Here is a 15,358-nt window from a genome sequence, read left to right on the forward strand (position 1 = left end):
AGCGGAGCAGCCCCGGTGCGGAGCGCGTCACTTGAACCGGCCCAAGCGCGCAGCGCGTCACTTGAACCTGAATGTGATGCGGCCCTTGGTCAGGTCGTAGGGGGTCATCTCGACATTCACGCGGTCGCCGGCCAGGACGCGGATGCGGTTCTTGCGCATCTTCCCACTGGTATGGGCCAGCACCATGTGCTCGTTGTCGAGCTTCACCCGGAACATTGCATTGGGCAGCAGTTCGGCGACCGTGCCGCTGAACTCGATCATATCCTCTTTTGACATTGAGCCTCTTGGGTACCGTTTGGGGTCAGGCCGTGGCCGACGGCCGCGACGTGGGGGGTTGACGGATTGGCCGCAAGATGATCGCGCGCCTGTTCCGGGTCAAGGATAGGGGGTCAGGGAGGGGCGCCGGGCAGCCGCAGCGCCACGCTGCGCCCATGCGCATCCAGCCCCTCGGCCCCGGCCAGCGCCACCGCGACCGGGCCGATGGCGGCAAGGCCGGCCTCGCTCGCCTCCACCCAGGTGGTGCGCTTGAGGAAGTCGAAGACCGAGAGGCCGGAGGCGAAGCGGGCGGTGCGGCCGGTGGGCAGCACATGGTTCGGCCCCGCCACGTAATCCCCCAGCGCCTCCGGGCACCAGCGGCCGAGGAAGGCGGCGCCGGCATGGCGCACCTGGCCGAAGACCGCGGCCGGATCGGGCAGCATGATCTGCAGGTGCTCCGGCGCCAGCCGGTTGGTGAGCGCCACCGCCTCCGCCCAGTCCCGCACCAGGATCACCGCCCCGTTCCGCCGCCAGCTCTCGCCGGCGATGGCCCGGCGGGGCAGGTCGCAGAGCGCCGCCTCCACCGCCCGCGCCACGGCATCGGCGAAGCCGGGGTCATCGGTGATGAGGATGGATTGCGCGCTTTCGTCGTGCTCGGCCTGGGCCAGCAGGTCCATGGCGACATGGCGCGGGTCATTCGCGGCATCGGCCAGCACCACCACCTCGGAGGGGCCGGCGATGCTGTCGATGCCCACCTGGCCGAAGACCTGGCGCTTGGCCTCGGCCACATAGGCATTGCCGGGGCCGACGATGCGGTCCACCGGGGCGATGCTCGCCGTGCCGAAGGCCAGCGCCGCCACTGCCTGCGCGCCGCCGATGCGGTAGATCTCGTCCACCCCCGCCCGCCGCGCCGCCGCCAGCACCAGCGGGTTGAGTTGGCCGCCTGGGGCCGGCACGCAGATCGCGATCCGCGCCACCCCGGCGACCCGGGCCGGCAGCGCATTCATCAGCACGGAGGAGGGATAGGCCGCCTTGCCGCCCGGCACATAGAGCCCGACCGCATCCAGCGCCGTCCAGCGCATACCGAGGGTCAGGCCGGCCGGGTCCGGCATGGTGAGGTCACGCGGCATCTGCGCCGCATGGAAACGCTCGATCCGCGTCGCCGCGAGATCGAGCGCCGCCAGCAGGTCGGGCGCGATGCCGGCGGTGGCGGCCGCAATCTCGGCTTCGGTCACGCGCAGCCCGGCGGCATCGGCCGGGGCCGCGCCATCGAAGCGCGCGGTGAGGTCGAGCAATGCCGCGTCGCCGCCGGCGCGCACCGCGGCGATGATCTCCGCCACCGCCGCATCGACCCGCGCCGTGGTGTCCCGCGCCAGGTCCAGCAGCGCCCGGAAGGCGGCTTCGAAGCCCGGATCGCTGGTGGCGAGCCGCCTCACGGGCTGGCCGCCAAGGCGGCACGGAAGCGGGCGAGCCAGGCGCCGATCACCTCCGGCCGGGTCTTGAGCGCGGTGCGGTTGATGATGAGGCGGGACGTGACGCGGGCGATCACCTCGGTCTCCACCAGCCCATTGGCCTTCAAGGTGCTGCCGGTCTGCACGAGGTCCACGATCAGCCGCGAGAGGCCGAGCGAGGGCGCCAGTTCCATCGCGCCGTTCAGGTGCACGATCTCCGCCTGCACGCCGCGCGCGGCGAAATGCCGGTGCGCGATGTTGGGATACTTGGTTGCCACCGCCACCCGCGACCAGCGGCTGGGGTCATCCGCCCCCGCGGTCGCCACCGGCTCCGCCACCGAGACCCGGCAGCCGCCGATGCCGAGATCGAGCGGCGCGTAGATCTCGGGGTAGTCGAATTCCATCAGCACATCGGCGCCGCAGACCCCGATCTGCGCCGCGCCATGGGCCACGAAGGTGGCGACATCGAAGGGACGGACACGCACCACATCGAGCGCCGGATCGGCGGTTTCGAAGCGCAGCCGCCGGCTGTCCTCATCGCTGTAGTCGGCCGCCGGATGGATGCCGGCGCGGGCCAGCAGGGGGCCGAGTTCGGAGAGGATGCGGCCCTTGGGAACCGCGAGCACCACGGTCCCGGCATCGGCCGGCGCCGTGGCAAAGGGAGTGGCAACAGGCAGGTCCATGGGATGCCTTAGCACCGGGCCGGGGCCTGGAAAACGCACAGTTTCATGTCAGGCTGGTTCATGTCAGGCGGGCAGCCTCTCGATATCGGCACCCACCGCCGCCAGCTTCGCCTCCACCCGCTCATAGCCGCGGTCGAGGTGGTAGACGCGGTTGACGATGGTCTCGCCCTCCGCCGCCAGCCCGGCCAGGATCAGGGAGACCGAGGCGCGGAGGTCGGTCGCCATCACCGGCGCCCCGGAGAGCCGCGGCACCCCGCGCACGATGGCCGAGGCGCCATGCACATTGATGCGCGCGCCCATCCGGTTCAGCTCCGGCACATGCATGAAGCGGTTCTCGAAGATGGTCTCGGTGACCATCGCCGCGCCCTCGGCCACCGCCATCAAGGCCATGAACTGCGCCTGCATGTCGGTGGCGAAGCCGGGGAAGGGCTCGGTCATCACATCGACGCCCTGCAACCCGTCGCGGCGGGTGATGCGGAGATCCTCGCCCACGGCCTCCACCTCCACCCCGGCCTCGCGGAGCGTGCGGGCCACGGCGCCGAGATGCTCGGCCCGCGCGCCCTGCAGCAGCACCGAGCCGCCGGTGATGGCGGCGGCGCAGGCATAGGTGCCGGCCTCGATCCGGTCCGGCACGATGCCATGCGTCGCGGCGCCGAGGCTGCCGACGCCCTCCACCACCAGCCGGTCGGTGCCCACCCCCTCGATCTGGGCGCCCATGGCAATCAGGCAGCGCGCCAGGTCCTCGATCTCCGGCTCGCGCGCGGCATTGATGAGTTGGGTCTCGCCCTCGGCGAGGCAGGCCGCCATCAGCAGGTTCTCGGTGGCGCCGACCGAGACCTGGGGAAATAGGATGCGGGCGCCCTTGAGGCCCCGCGGCGCCGCCGCCTCGATATAGCCGGCATCGAGGGTGATCTCCGCCCCCATCTGCTCCAGCCCCTTGAGGTGGATGTCCACCGGCCGGGTGCCGATGGCGCAGCCGCCCGGCAGCGAGACCCGCGCCCGCCCGTGCCGCGCCACCAGCGGCCCCAGCACCAGGACCGAGGCGCGCATCTTCCGCACCAGGTCGTAGGGCGCCTCCAGGTTGGTGGCATTGCCGGAGAGGGTGAGGCTGCGCGCCACCCGGTCATGCTCGACCGCCAGCCCGTGCTGTTCCAGCAGGCTGCCCATGGTGGCGATATCGGCGAGGTCCGGGGCGTTCCGCAGCACCAGCGGCCCGTCCGAGAGCAGGGCGGCGGCCATCAGCGGCAGGGTGGCGTTCTTGGCGCCGCTGATCGGGATGGTGCCCTCCAGCGGCCGGCCGCCGCGGATGCGGATGCGGTCCATGGCCTGCGCCCCCTAGAGCTTCGGCAGCGCGACGCCGCGCTGGTGCATGTATTTCCCGGCCCGGTCGGCATAGCTGACCTCGGGCGGGCTCTCGCCCTTCAGGAACAGGAACTGGCAGATGCCCTCATTGGCATAGATGCGGGCGGGGAGGGGGGTGGTGTTGGAGATCTCGATCGTCACCTGCCCCTCCCATTCCGGCTCCAGGGGAGTGACGTTCACGATCAGCCCGCAGCGGGCATAGGTGGATTTGCCGAGGCAGATCACCAGGATGTCGCGCGGGATGCGGAAATACTCGATCGTATGCGCCAGCACGAAGGAATTGGGCGGCACGATGCAGGTCTCGCCCTGCCTTGTGACGAAGCCGGCTTCCGAGAAATTCTTCGGGTCCACCAGGGCATTGTCCACATTGGTGAAGACCTTGAACTGGTCCGCCACCCTGGCGTCATAACCATAGGAGGAGAGGCCGAAGGAGATCGTGCCCTCCCGCCGCTGGCTTTCCACGAAGGGCTCGATCATGCCGTGTTCCGCCGCCATCCGGCGGATCCAATGGTCGGACATGATGGGCATGGCGGTGGGCCTTCGGCGATGCGGGGCGTGGCGGCACCGCCGGGCCTGGCAGGCCCCGGGCCACGGCACCCCGGATGGGCCGCCCCTCTAGCCCAGCCGTCGCGGCGGGGCAACCGCCGGGTCGGGGTCGGGGTCGGGGCCGGTGGCGGGCGGGTCGGCTTCCGGCGTCGTCTGCGGCGGGCCGGGGGGTGGCGCCTCCCGTGCCCGGGCCTGGGCCTTGCGCCGGCGCAGATTGGCCCGGAGCGCCGCAGCCAGCCGCGCCTCGCGCGCCGCCCGGGCGGAGCCGGGCTTGGGTGCCGGAGGGTCGCCAGGGGGCTGCGCCATGGTGGTTGCTTCTCCCCCGCCGTGCCGGGGCGGGCCTGACGCCTGATCTCTCCGCGGCGAGCCTCGCCGTCAAGGCCCGGCCGGGCCGAGGGGTGCCGGCCCGCGGGACGGACCCGCCCCTACCGCGGCCGCTGCCAGCGCCGGACCAGCGGCAGCAGCAGGGCGCGGGGCAGCAGCGGCACCGCCCTGGCCGTCAGCCAACTGAGCGGGTCCGGCAGGATGATCCGCCGGCCGCGCCGGAAGCCCCGCCAGCCGCGCTCCGCCACCTGCCGCGCCGCCGCCTTGGGCAGCAGGCGGAACAGCCGCGCCCGGCCGATGCCGGCCCGCGCCAGGAAAGGCGTGCGCACCGGCCCCGGGCAAAGGCAGGAGATGGCGACGCCGCTGCCCCTTGCCTCGGCCCAGAGCGCCTCCGAGAGCGAGCGCAGATAGGCCTTGCTGGCGTAATAGACCGCCATGTTCGGCCCCGGCAGGAAGCCGGCGGTGGAGCCGACATTCAGCACCCCGCCCCGGCCGCGCGCCAGCATTCCCGGCAGGGCGGCCAGGGCGAGCGCCGTCGCGGCGCGGAGGTTGAGGTCGACGATGCCAAGCTGCGCCGCCGCATCGAGCCCGGCGAAGGGGCCGAGCAGCGCATAGCCGGCATTGTTCACCAGCACCTCGCAATGGAGGCCCCGCGCCGCCAGCGCCGCCCCCAGCGCGGCGGGTGCGGTCGGCGAGGCGAGGTCGAGCGGCACCACATGCGCCGGCATGCCCCCTGCCCGAAGCTCCGCTGCCAGGGCCTGCATTGGCGGGGCGGAGCGGGCCACCAGCACCAGGTCCAACCCCTCCCGCGCCGCCACCCGGGCCAATTCGGCGCCGATGCCGGAGGAGGCGCCGGTCACGACGATGGCGGGGCGGCCGGCCGCTGGCCAGGATGCGGGTGGTTTGGTCATGCCGGCGAGAGTCTCGGGCCGCGCGGCGGGGATGGCAACCGGCGGCGGCCAGCGCTATCCGGGGGCATGATGCAACGGGCACGGAATGGCGGCAGGGGCAGGCAGGCGTGAAGGGGCGGTGGATTCCGATCTCCCTGCCGCGCCGGCTCATCACCGATTTCTCCTATCTGGCGCAGGGCTCGCCGCGCGGTACCGTGCATGGCCGCATCGATGTCGCGGCGGTGGCGGTGGCGCGGGCGGCGGCGGCGCCGCGCCCCTCCTGGCCGGCGCTCTTCGCCAAGGCGCATGCCCTGGCGGCGCGGGAGCTGCCGGCGCTGCGGCGGGCCTATGTGAAGCTGCCCTGGCCGCATTTCCACGAAACGCCGGCCAGCGTCGCCTGCATCATCGTGGAGCGCGAATGGCGCGGCGAGGCGGCGCTGTTCTTCGGCCGCATCAAGGATCCGGCCGCGATGCCGCTGCCGGCCCTGCAGGCGCGCATCGCCGAGGCCAAGACGGCGCCGATCGAGAGCGTGAAGGATTACCGCCTGGCGCTGCGCCTGGCCCGGCTGCCCTGGCCGCTGCGGCGGGCCGTGCTCTGGCTCGGCCTCAATCTCGGGCGGCAGGTACCGATTACTTCGGCAGTTTCGGGCTCTCGGTGCTGGGGTCGCAGCGCGTGGCCATCACCTCGGTGGTGGCGCCCTGGACCAGCTTCCTGAATTACGGGCCGATCGGGGCGGATGGGATGGTCGATATCCATCTCGGCTTCGACCATCGCGTGCTGGACGGCGCCCTGGCGGCGCAGGCGGTGCAGGCGCTGGAGCGGATGCTCCAGGGCCCGGTGCTGGAGGAGCTGCGGGGGCTGGCGGCGTAGCTATCCCACCTGACTTTCCAGGGTGCCGAGCCGCTCGATCTCAACGCGGCATCACTCCGGCTTCAGCCCGGCCAGTTCGGCGGCATGTCTGGCCCGCGCCAATTCCTCGCGCAGGAACTCCGCAAAACCCGCCGGCGTCACCTCCGCCCCGCTGGCCGCCACGGCGCCGAGCGAAGCCAGCCGCGCCTGCACCGCGGGTTCGGCCAGGGTCGCGGCCAGGGCGGTTTGCAGCGCGCCGGCCACCTCGTCCGGGGTGCGGGCGGGCAGCATCATCCCGCCATAGCTGGTGGCGGTGAAGCCGAGGACGCCCGCCTCGATGAAGCTCGGGATTCCGGGCAGTTGCGGCCAGCGCGTCGTGGCGGCCACCGCCAGGATGCGCGCCTTGCCGTCCTGGTGCAGCGGCAGGGCGGTGGTGAGCTCCAGGATCGCCGCATCGACATTGCCGGCGATGAGGTCCGGCACCAGCGCGCCGCCGCCGCGATAGGGCACATGGGTGAAGCGGGCACCGGTGGCCTGCATCAGCAGCTCCAGCGCCAGATGCCCGACGCTGCCGGTGCCGGGCGAGGCTATGGCGATGCCGCCCGGCTGCGCCCGCGCCGCGGCCTGCACCGCCGGCCAGTCCTCCTGCCGCAGCCGCGGCCCGGCGACCAGCACCAGCGGCACCTTGCCGATCAGCCCGACCGGCCGGAAGTCCCGCTCCGCGTCATAGGGCAGCCGCGCCTGGAGCACCGGATTGGCGGTGAGCGTCCCGCCGGAGCCGAGCAGCACCGTGTAGCCATCCGGCTGCGCCCGTGCCACCGCCTCGGCGCCGATGGTGCCGCCGCCGCCCGGCCGGTTCTCCACCACCAGCGGCCGGCCGAGCCGCGCCGCCATGGGTTCCGCCACCAGCCGGGCCATGACATCGGTATTGCCTCCGGCGGTGAAGGGGACGATCACCCGGATCGGCCGCTCCGGCCAGGCGGCGCGGGCCGGCGCGGGCCGCAGCAGCGCCAGGCCGGGCGCGGCCAGTGCGACGAAGGCACGACGGGTTGTTGGCGCGCCTGCGGCGCGACGGGTTGTTGCCATGAACCTGTCCTCCGTGCCCGGCTCTGCCGGCCGGATGAGGGCCATGATCGCTGGCCGGAGATGGCAAGGCCAGGGGCGGTGTCTGACGTCCCGCCCTTGTGCGCTGCAACACCGCAATATTGCGGAGAACGCGAAGATTACAGGGGGTCCGTTGCGGCGCTGCCGGGGTTGGGGCAAGCTTCCCCGGCCCGAAGCCGGGCAGGGAGAAAACGGGGAATGGATAACGCGGTCGCCGTGACCGCCGGAGCCATGGACGGGACCCTTCGAGGTCCCACCCGCCGCGCCTGCCCTCATCCGGGCAGCGCCGGGATTGGGCCCGGCGCGCCGAGTCACCATCTTTGACAGCCCTGGCTTTGACAGCCCTGGCGCTGGCCATCACCCGATGCACGGAACCGCTCGATTGAAGCCGACCGACGCCACCAACCCCGACTATTTCCACAAGGTCGTGGACTGCCAATGGGCCTGCCCGGCCCATACGCCGGTGCCCGAATACATCCGGCTGATCTCGGCCGGGCGGTATTCCGACGCCTATATGGTCAACTGGCACTCCAACGTCTTCCCGGGGATCCTCGGCCGCACCTGCGACCGCCCCTGCGGAGCCCGCCTGCCGGCGCGGCAGGGTGGAGGAGGAGCCGGTGGCGATCTGCCGCCTGAAGCGCGTGGCGGCGGACAACAAGGATGACATCCGCGCCCGCCTGACACCGATCCCGGCGGAGCGCAACGGCAGGCGCATCGCCTGCATCGGCGCCGGCCCGGCCAGCCTGACGGTGGCGCGGGACCTCGCGCCGCTCGGCTACGAGGTGCATGTCTTCGATGGCGAGGCGAAGGGCGGCGGCTTCATCCGCAGCCAGATCCCGCGCTTCCGCCTGCCGGAGGAGGTGATCGACGAGGAGGTCGGCTACATCACCGACCGCGGCGGCGTGGTGACGCATTACGGCCAGTGGGTGGAGAGCCTGAAGGGACTGCTGGCCGAGGGCTATGACGCCGTCTTCGTCGGCTGCGGCGCGCCGCGTGGCCGCGACCTGGACGTGCCAGGCCGGGTGGAGGCCGCGGCCAATATCCATATCGGCATCGACTGGCTCTCCTCCGTCTCCTTCGGCCATATCGAGCGGATCGGCCGGCGGGTGATCGTGCTCGGCGGCGGCAATACCGCCATGGACTGCTGCCGCTCCGCCCGCCGCCTCGGCGGCGAGGCGGTGACGGTGGTGGTGCGCTCCGGCTTCGAGGAAATGAAGGCCTCCCCCCTGGGAGAAGGAGGATGCCATGGCCGAGGGCATCCCGATCCTGAACTTCCTGGTGCCGAAGGAGGTGCTGCACGAGGATGGCCGCCTGACCGGCATGCTCTTCGACAAGGTCAGGGCCGAATACGACGCCAGGGGCCGGCGCCAATTGGTCCCGACCGGCGAGGAGCCGGTGCATATCGAATGCGACGATATCCTGGTGGCGATCGGCCAGGAGAATTCCTTCCCCTGGATCGAGCGCGACATCGGGCTGGAATTCGACCGCTGGGGCCTGCCGAAGCTGGACGAGGCCAGTTTCCAGTCCAGCATCCCCAATGTGTTCTTCGGCGGTGATGCCGCCTTCGGGCCGAAGAACATCATCTGGGCAGTGGCGCATGGGCATGAGGCGGCGGTCTCGATCGACCGCTTCTGCCGTGGCGAGGACGTGACGCAGCGGCCGCCGCCGCTGGTGGTGATGTCCGGCCAGAAGATGGGCATCCATGAGTGGAGCTACGACAACGGCGTCTCGCTCGATCTCCGCTACAAGGTGCCGCATCGCGACCCCTCGGTCTCGCTGCGCGACATCAAGGCCGAGGTGGAGCTGGGCTTCGACCGGGAGCTTGGCTTCAAGGAGGCACAGCGCTGCCTGAATTGCGATGTGCAGACGGTCTTCACCACCTCGCTCTGCATCGAATGCGATGCCTGCGTCGATATCTGCCCGGTGGATTGCATCACCTTCACCGAGAATGGCGAGGAGGGGGAACTGCGCCAGCGGCTGAAGGCGCCGGCGGAGAACCTGACGCAGGACCTCTATGTCATGGACGGACTCAAGACCGGCCGTGTCATGGTGAAGGACGAGGATGTCTGCCTGCATTGCGGCATGTGCGCGGAACGCTGCCCCACAGGCGCCTGGGACATGCAGAAATTCCTGCTGGAGTCAGCAAAGACCTATCTGAACGGAAATGGTGGGCACGCATGCCGCAGCCGATAAGCGCGACGAACGACTTCGTCGTCAATTCGCCAATGTGAACGGGTCCGGCTCGGCGAGCGCCAACCAGCTCTTCGCCAAGTCGATCCTGCGCATGGGCATCCCCATCGCCTCGCGCAACATCTTCCCCTCCAACATCCAGGGCCTGCCGACCTGGTTCGAGGTGCGGGTCAGCGGCGAGGGCCATCTCGGCCGGCGCGGCGGCGTGGACCTGATGGTGGCGATGAATCCGCAGACCTGGGACCGCGACGTCGCCGAGATCGATCCGGGCGGCTACCTCTTCTACGATTCCACCAAGCCCCTTCCGCAGTCGAAATTCCGGGCCGACATCAATGTCATCGGCGTGCCGCTGACCCAGATGTGCAACGCCGCCTATACGGATTCGCGGCAGCGGCAATTGTTCAAGAACATCATCTATGTCGGCGCGCTCTCGGCCCTGCTGCAGATCGAGCCGAAGGTGATCGAGACGCTGCTCACCGAGCAGTTCAAGGGCAAGGAGCGCCTGGCGAAGTCGAACCAGGACGCCTTCCACATGGGCCGCGACTGGGCGCTGGCCAATCTCGAATGCCCGATCGGGCTGCGGCTCGCGCCCTCGGACAAGGTCGGCGACCGTATCTATGTGGATGGCAATAGCGCCGCCGGGCTCGGCGCCGTCTATGGCGGCGCCACTGTCTGCGCCTGGTATCCCATTACCCCCTCCACTTCGCTGGCCGAAGGGTTCGAGCGCTACTGCAAGCGCTTCCGCACGGAGCCGGAAACCGGCCGGAAGCGCTACGCCATCGTGCAGGCGGAGGATGAGCTGGCCTCCATCGGCATGGTGATCGGCGCTTCCTGGAACGGCGCGCGGGCCTTCACCGCCACCTCCGGCCCCGGCATCTCCCTGATGCAGGAATTCGTGGGGCTTTCCTATTTCGCCGAGATCCCCTCGGTGATCTTCGACGTGCAGCGCGCCGGCCCCAGCACCGGCATGCCGACGCGCACCCAGCAATCCGACGTGCTGGCCGCCGCCTATGCCAGCCATGGCGACACCAAGCATCTCGTGCTGTTCCCCGAGGACCCGCGCGAATGCTTCGAGATGGGCGCGCAGGCTTTCGACCTGGCCGACCGTTTCCAGCAGCCGGTCTTCGTGCTGCTCGACCTCGATATCGGCATGAATGACTGGCTTTGCGAGCCCTTCGCCTGGGACGACAGCCGCCGGATGGACCGCGGCAAGGTGATGACGGCGGAGGAGCTGGAGGCCGGCCAGGTCTTCGGCCGCTACCTGGATGCGGATGGCGACGGCGTGCCCTACCGCACCTATCCCGGCACGCATCCCTCCAAGGGCGCCTTCTTCACCCGCGGCACCTCGCGCGACCGCTTCGCGAAATACACCGAGCAGGGCGCCGCCTATGTCGACAACATGCAGCGCCTGCTGCGCAAATTCGAGACCGCCAAGGCGCATGTGCCGCGCCCGGTGGAGCGCCCCGCGGCGCAGCCGGCCCGGGCCGGGGTGCTCTATTACGGCTCCTCCTCGGCGGCGATGACCGAGGCGCTGGCGGCACTGGAGGCGGAGGGCGTGCATCTCGATGCGCTGCGCATCCGCGCCTTCCCCTTCCACGACGACGTGCTGGATTTCATCGCCCGCCACGACAAGGTCTTCGTGGTCGAGCAGAACCGCGACGCGCAGTTGCGCACCCTGCTGATGACCGAGGGCGGTATCGACGCCGCCCGCCTGGTCCCCATCCTCCATTACGACGGCACGCCCATCACCGCGCGCTTCATCCATGCGGCGATCGCCGACAAGGCGCCGGTGCTGAACGTCGTGCCCATGCGGAAGGCCGCGCCATGAGCTTCCTGCCCAAGCCCAAGCTGCACCACCCGAAGCTGCCGACCAATGCGCTCGGCTTCACCCGCCGCGACTATGAGGGGGCGATCAGCACGCTCTGCGCCGGCTGCGGCCATGATTCGATCAGCGCCGCCATCATCCAGGCCTGTTTCGACCTCGACATCGAGCCGCATCGCGTGGCGAAGATGTCGGGCATCGGCTGTTCCTCGAAGACGCCGGATTATTTCCTCGGCGCCAGCCACGGCTTCAATTCCGTGCATGGGCGCATGCCTTCGGTGCTGACGGGCGCCAACCTGGCGAACCGGGAGCTGATCTACCTCGGCGTCTCGGGCGACGGCGACAGCGCCTCGATCGGCCTCGGCCAGTTCGCGCATAGCCTGCGGCGCGGCGTGAACATGACCTATATCGTCGAGAACAACGGGGTCTATGGGCTGACCAAGGGGCAGTTCTCCGCGACCTCCGACAAGGGGTCCAAGGCGAAGAAGGGCACCATCAACGCCGATGAGCCGATCGACCTGGTGGGCATGGCGCTGCAACTCGGCGCCACCTATGTCGGCCGCGGCTTCTCGGGCGACAAGGATCAGCTTGTGCCGCTCATCAAGGGCGCCATCCGGCATGGCGGCGCCGCCTTCATCGACTGCATCAGCCCCTGCGTCGCCTTCAACAACCACGAAGGCTCCACCAAGAGCTACGACTTCGTGCGCGAGCACAACGAGGCGGTGAACCGGCTGGATGTGATCCTCGGCCGCGCCCCGATCACCACCGCCTATGGGCCGGGCGAACTGCGCGACGTGGTGCAGCATGACGGCTCTGTGCTGCGGCTGCGCAAGCTGCACAGCGACTACGACCCCACCGACCGCGTTGCCGCCATGAACTATCTGCAGGAGCGGAAGGCGGCGGGGGAGATCGTGACCGGGCTGCTCTATGTGGATCCCGAGCCCTCGGACCTGCATGCCAGCCAGAATACGGTGGCGCTGCCGCTGAACCGGCTGGACGACGCGGCACTCTGCCCCGGCGCCGCGGCCCTGGCGCGAGTGAATGCCGGGCTGCGCTGACAGGGCGCGCGCATGGGGCGCCCTGCCAGCGCCCGCCTCAGTGGTTGTGCCGGCTCTCGCCCCGCGTCTCCAGGATGTTGATGTAGAGCGTCGCCGGCTCCAGGCAGGCGCCGGTGCCGAGCTGGCCGATCATGCTGCGCTGGATCTCCTCCCAGGGGGTCTTGTTCAGGAGCTTCGGCGGCGTCCAGGCCGCGCGGCGCGCCGCCAGCTCCGCCGCCGGGATCAGCACATCCACCTTGCGCGTATTGAGGTCGATGCGGATCGGGTCGCCCGATTTCAGCAGCGCCAGGCCGCCGCCCACCGCCGCCTCCGGTGAGATGTTGAGGATGGAGGGGCTGCCCGAGGTGCCGCTCTGCCGTCCGTCGCCCATGGTGGGCAGCGTGTCGATGCCTGCTTTCAGCAGCGCCGCCGGCGGTTGCATGTTCACCACCTCGGCGCTGCCAGGATAGCCGATCGGCCCGCAATTGCGGATGACCAGCACGGTATGCTCGTCGATGCCGAGGGAGGGATCCTCGATGCGGTCGTGGTAGTCCTCCGGCCCCTCGAAAACCACCACCTTGCCCTCGAAGACGCCCTCGGGATGGGAGAGGAAGCGCTCGTGGAAGGCGCGGTCGATGACGCTCACCTTCATCACCGCATTATCGAAGATGTTGCCGGAGAGGATGGCAAAGCCGCCATGCTCCTTCATCGGCCGGACATAGGCGCGGATCACCTCGCGGTCCGGCTCCGGCAATTCGGCGACGTTCTGCGCCACCGTGCGGCCATTCACCGTCAGCGCCTCGCCGTGCAGCTTTCCGGCGCCCAGCAGTTCCCGCATCACCGCCGGCACGCCGCCGGCATTGTAGAAACCCTCGCCCAGGAAGCGGCCGGCGGGCTGGCAGTCGACCAGCAGCGGGATGTCATGGCCGATGCCCTCCCAATCCTCGATCTTCAGCTCCACGCCCATATGGCGGGCAATTGCGATGATATGCGGCGGGCAATTGGTGCTGGCGCCAATGGCGCTGGCCAGCACGATCGCGTTCTCGAAGGCGGCGCGGGTCATGACATCGCTCGGGCGGAGATTGTCCTGCACCATCTCCACGATGCGCCGGCCGGTGGCATGGGCCATCTGTCCGCGCTCCCGATAGGCGGCGGGGATGGCGGCGCAGCCGGGGAGCGACATGCCCAGCGCCTCCGCCAGGCTGTTCATGGAGAGCGCCGTGCCCATGGTGTTGCAGTGGCCGACGCTGGTGGAGGAGCTCGCCACCATGTCCATGAAGCCGTTGTAGTCCAGCTTGCCCTCGGCCAGCAGCTTGCGCGCCTCCCAGACGATGGTGCCGCTGCCGGTGAGGCGGCCCTGGTAGTGCCCGTCCAGCATCGGCCCGCCGGAGAGCACGATGGCCGGGATGTTCACCGTGGCGGCGCCCATCAGGCAGGCCGGGGTGGTCTTGTCGCAGCCGGTGGTCAGCACCACGCCGTCGATCGGGTAGCCATGCAGCACCTCGACCAGGCTGAGATAGGCGAGGTTGCGGTCCAGCGCCGCGGTCGGCCGCTTGCCGGTTTCCTGGATCGGGTGGATCGGGAATTCCAGCGGGATGCCGCCGGCATCGCGGATGCCGGCCTTCACCCGCTCGGCCAGCGCCAGATGATGGCGGTTGCAGGGCGCGATGTCGCTACCGGTCTGGGCGATGCCGATGATCGGCCGGCCCGATTGCAACTCGCCCCGGGTCAGGCCGAAATTCAGGAAGCGTTCGACATAGAGCGCGGTCATGCCCGGGTCTTCCGGGTCGTCGAACCAACGCTGGCTGCGCAGCCTGGAAGCTCTTCTTGGTCTGGTCACTACCGGCCATGGCGGGTTCCCCTTGGACGTCACGGCATAGCTGGGCGGGCAGGGCGGGGGCTGTCAACCGCGGCACGGCCGGCGCTGGCTGCCGCGGCATGCCTTGGCGTAACGGCAGGGGTCCTCGGCAGGTTCCGTTCGATGCCGTGCCTCGGGCTGCCTGCTGCCCTTCTCGCGGCCGCCCCGGCAATTGTCACCTGATGATGATGGACAGGAGCAACCGCCAGGTGGCGCAACTGGTGCAGGATCGGTCGGCGGAGAAGGGGCTGTGGCGATTGCGCCCGGCCTGACCGGCAAGGGGAGGGCGTGATGAACCAGGCGATGCGGTTTTCGCTTCTGGCGCCGGCGGCGCTGTTGTGCCTCGGGCTTGGCCGTGGGGCATGGGCGCAGCAGGCCAATCCCGCCGAGATGAGTTTCTTCGTCACCAGCACCGGCTCCGGCAAGGGCGCCGATCTCGGCGGGCTGGCGGGGGCGGATGCTCATTGCCAGTCGCTGGCGCAGGCGGCCGGCGCCGGCAGGCGGACCTGGCACGCCTATCTCAGCACCAGCGCTTCCGGTGGCACGCCCGCCGTCAATGCCCGGGACCGGATCGGCCGCGGGCCCTGGCGGAATGCGAATGGCGTGGTGATCGCGCGCGACGTGGCGGAACTGCACGGCAGCAACAACCTCACCCTGCAAACCGCGGTGAACGAGCGGGGCGAGCCGGTGAACGGCCGCCGTCAGCAGCCCAATACGCATGACATCCTCACCGGCTCGCAGCCGGATGGCACCGCCTTCGCGGGCAGCGAGGACCGCACCTGCGGCAATTGGACGCGGAGCGGCGCGGAGGGTGCCGCCATGGTCGGGCATCATGACCGCGAGGGCCTGCGGGATGACGAGCCCTCGCGGTCCTGGAACGCCTCGCATCCCTCGCGGGGCTGCAGCCAGGAGGCGTTGCGGAGTTCCGGCGGCGCCGGCCTGCTCTACTGCTTCGCGGTGGATTAAGGCTGCGGACCTGGGGCGGC

16 protein-coding genes and 1 pseudogene are annotated in these 15,358 nt (G+C 70.3%); 8 read left to right on the forward strand and 9 right to left on the reverse strand.

The features are described 5' to 3' along the window. Window positions 1-57: 57 nt before the first annotated feature. The 7 genes from infA to KSF81_RS11140 all read right to left on the reverse strand — a co-directional run bounded on the left by infA (window position 58) and on the right by KSF81_RS11140 (window position 5,532). Entirely contained in the window at window positions 58-276 is a 219-nt protein-coding gene (gene infA / locus KSF81_RS11110; protein WP_217379027.1) for a translation initiation factor IF-1, read from the reverse strand. A gap of 113 nt (window positions 277-389) precedes the next feature. Further along, window positions 390-1,691 (reverse strand): histidinol dehydrogenase, encoded by a 1,302-nt coding sequence (hisD, locus tag KSF81_RS11115; RefSeq protein WP_217379028.1) that lies wholly within the window; start codon window positions 1,689-1,691, stop codon window positions 390-392. Further along, window positions 1,688-2,389, reverse strand: coding sequence for an ATP phosphoribosyltransferase (gene hisG, locus KSF81_RS11120; RefSeq protein ID WP_217379029.1), 702 nt, complete (start codon window positions 2,387-2,389; stop codon window positions 1,688-1,690). The genes hisD and hisG overlap by 4 nt, the downstream gene beginning before the upstream one ends. Window positions 2,390-2,452: 63 nt before the next feature. Continuing rightward, window positions 2,453-3,712 (reverse strand): UDP-N-acetylglucosamine 1-carboxyvinyltransferase, encoded by a 1,260-nt coding sequence (murA, locus tag KSF81_RS11125; RefSeq protein WP_217379030.1) that lies wholly within the window; start codon window positions 3,710-3,712, stop codon window positions 2,453-2,455. Between the two features lie 12 nt (window positions 3,713-3,724). Beyond that, complete coding sequence (gene dcd / locus KSF81_RS11130; RefSeq protein ID WP_217379031.1) at window positions 3,725-4,279, reverse strand: dCTP deaminase; 555 nt, start codon at window positions 4,277-4,279, stop codon at window positions 3,725-3,727. Window positions 4,280-4,366: 87 nt separating this feature from the next. Beyond that, window positions 4,367-4,603, reverse strand: a complete 237-nt coding sequence (locus KSF81_RS11135; protein WP_217381874.1) for a hypothetical protein — start codon at window positions 4,601-4,603, stop codon at window positions 4,367-4,369. A gap of 119 nt (window positions 4,604-4,722) precedes the next feature. Further along, the gene (locus KSF81_RS11140) at window positions 4,723-5,532 is read right to left on the reverse strand and encodes an SDR family oxidoreductase (protein WP_217379032.1); all 810 of its coding nucleotides are present in this window, start codon (window positions 5,530-5,532) and stop codon (window positions 4,723-4,725) included. Window positions 5,533-5,639: 107 nt separating this feature from the next. Here KSF81_RS11140 and KSF81_RS31420 point away from each other — a divergent pair, with 107 nt between their 5' ends. Together KSF81_RS31420 and KSF81_RS31425 are read left to right on the forward strand one after the other, a co-directional pair. Further along, a complete protein-coding gene (locus KSF81_RS31420) occupies window positions 5,640-6,227 on the forward strand; it encodes a hypothetical protein (RefSeq protein ID WP_217379033.1) in 588 nt (195 codons plus the stop codon). Next, the gene (locus KSF81_RS31425; protein WP_217379034.1) at window positions 6,185-6,382 is read left to right on the forward strand and encodes a 2-oxo acid dehydrogenase subunit E2; all 198 of its coding nucleotides are present in this window, start codon (window positions 6,185-6,187) and stop codon (window positions 6,380-6,382) included. The genes KSF81_RS31420 and KSF81_RS31425 overlap by 43 nt, the downstream gene beginning before the upstream one ends. Window positions 6,383-6,433: 51 nt before the next feature. Here KSF81_RS31425 and KSF81_RS11155 read toward each other — a convergent pair whose 3' ends face one another. Continuing rightward, entirely contained in the window at window positions 6,434-7,447 is a 1,014-nt protein-coding gene (locus KSF81_RS11155) for a tripartite tricarboxylate transporter substrate binding protein (RefSeq protein WP_217379035.1), read from the reverse strand. Window positions 7,448-7,847: 400 nt separating this feature from the next. On the opposite strand from KSF81_RS11155, the gene KSF81_RS11160 reads away from it, so the two are divergent. The 5 genes and pseudogenes from KSF81_RS11160 to KSF81_RS11175 all read left to right on the forward strand — a co-directional run bounded on the left by KSF81_RS11160 (window position 7,848) and on the right by KSF81_RS11175 (window position 12,535). Further along, entirely contained in the window at window positions 7,848-8,129 is a 282-nt protein-coding gene (locus KSF81_RS11160; protein ID WP_217379036.1) for a hypothetical protein, read from the forward strand. An 85-nt stretch (window positions 8,130-8,214) separates the two neighbouring features. Continuing rightward, window positions 8,215-8,601, forward strand: a pseudogene (locus KSF81_RS29510) (glutamate synthase); the annotation flags it as partial. Between the two features lie 109 nt (window positions 8,602-8,710). Continuing rightward, window positions 8,711-9,658 (forward strand): 4Fe-4S dicluster domain-containing protein, encoded by a 948-nt coding sequence (locus tag KSF81_RS11165; protein ID WP_217379037.1) that lies wholly within the window; start codon window positions 8,711-8,713, stop codon window positions 9,656-9,658. Next, window positions 9,630-11,483 (forward strand): 2-oxoacid:acceptor oxidoreductase subunit alpha, encoded by a 1,854-nt coding sequence (locus KSF81_RS11170; RefSeq protein WP_217379038.1) that lies wholly within the window; start codon window positions 9,630-9,632, stop codon window positions 11,481-11,483. The genes KSF81_RS11165 and KSF81_RS11170 overlap by 29 nt, the downstream gene beginning before the upstream one ends. Then, the gene (locus KSF81_RS11175; protein ID WP_217379039.1) at window positions 11,480-12,535 is read left to right on the forward strand and encodes a 2-oxoacid:ferredoxin oxidoreductase subunit beta; all 1,056 of its coding nucleotides are present in this window, start codon (window positions 11,480-11,482) and stop codon (window positions 12,533-12,535) included. The genes KSF81_RS11170 and KSF81_RS11175 overlap by 4 nt, the downstream gene beginning before the upstream one ends. 37 nt (window positions 12,536-12,572) lie before the next feature. On the opposite strand, the gene KSF81_RS11180 is transcribed toward KSF81_RS11175, so the two are convergent. Beyond that, a complete protein-coding gene (locus tag KSF81_RS11180) occupies window positions 12,573-14,285 on the reverse strand; it encodes a dihydroxy-acid dehydratase (RefSeq protein WP_254453466.1) in 1,713 nt (570 codons plus the stop codon). A 378-nt stretch (window positions 14,286-14,663) separates the two neighbouring features. On the opposite strand from KSF81_RS11180, the gene KSF81_RS11185 reads away from it, so the two are divergent. After that, window positions 14,664-15,338 (forward strand): hypothetical protein, encoded by a 675-nt coding sequence (locus KSF81_RS11185; RefSeq protein WP_217379041.1) that lies wholly within the window; start codon window positions 14,664-14,666, stop codon window positions 15,336-15,338. The last annotated feature ends 20 nt before the right edge of the window (window positions 15,339-15,358 follow it).

Origin of the sequence: Siccirubricoccus sp. G192, assembly GCF_019084075.1 — a bacterium.
Lineage (GTDB): Bacteria > Pseudomonadota > Alphaproteobacteria > Acetobacterales > Acetobacteraceae > G192.

What these genes read in the sequence shown, in the direction of transcription:
- infA (WP_217379027.1), bottom strand. Translation starts at nt 276, where the DNA reads ATGTCAAAAGAGGATATGATCGAGTTCAGCGGCACGGTCGCCGAACTG.
- hisG (WP_217379029.1), bottom strand. Translation starts at nt 2,389, where the DNA reads ATGGACCTGCCTGTTGCCACTCCCTTTGCCACGGCGCCGGCCGATGCC.
- murA (WP_217379030.1), bottom strand. Translation starts at nt 3,712, where the DNA reads ATGGACCGCATCCGCATCCGCGGCGGCCGGCCGCTGGAGGGCACCATC.
- dcd (WP_217379031.1), bottom strand. Translation starts at nt 4,279, where the DNA reads ATGCCCATCATGTCCGACCATTGGATCCGCCGGATGGCGGCGGAACAC.
- KSF81_RS11135 (WP_217381874.1), bottom strand. Translation starts at nt 4,603, where the DNA reads ATGGCGCAGCCCCCTGGCGACCCTCCGGCACCCAAGCCCGGCTCCGCC.
- KSF81_RS11140 (WP_217379032.1), bottom strand. Translation starts at nt 5,532, where the DNA reads ATGACCAAACCACCCGCATCCTGGCCAGCGGCCGGCCGCCCCGCCATC.
- KSF81_RS11155 (WP_217379035.1), bottom strand. Translation starts at nt 7,447, where the DNA reads ATGGCAACAACCCGTCGCGCCGCAGGCGCGCCAACAACCCGTCGTGCC.
- KSF81_RS11165 (WP_217379037.1), top strand. Translation starts at nt 8,711, where the DNA reads ATGGCCGAGGGCATCCCGATCCTGAACTTCCTGGTGCCGAAGGAGGTG.
- KSF81_RS11170 (WP_217379038.1), top strand. Translation starts at nt 9,630, where the DNA reads ATGGTGGGCACGCATGCCGCAGCCGATAAGCGCGACGAACGACTTCGT.
- KSF81_RS11175 (WP_217379039.1), top strand. Translation starts at nt 11,480, where the DNA reads ATGAGCTTCCTGCCCAAGCCCAAGCTGCACCACCCGAAGCTGCCGACC.
- KSF81_RS11180 (WP_254453466.1), bottom strand. Translation starts at nt 14,285, where the DNA reads ATGACCGCGCTCTATGTCGAACGCTTCCTGAATTTCGGCCTGACCCGG.
- KSF81_RS11185 (WP_217379041.1), top strand. Translation starts at nt 14,664, where the DNA reads ATGAACCAGGCGATGCGGTTTTCGCTTCTGGCGCCGGCGGCGCTGTTG.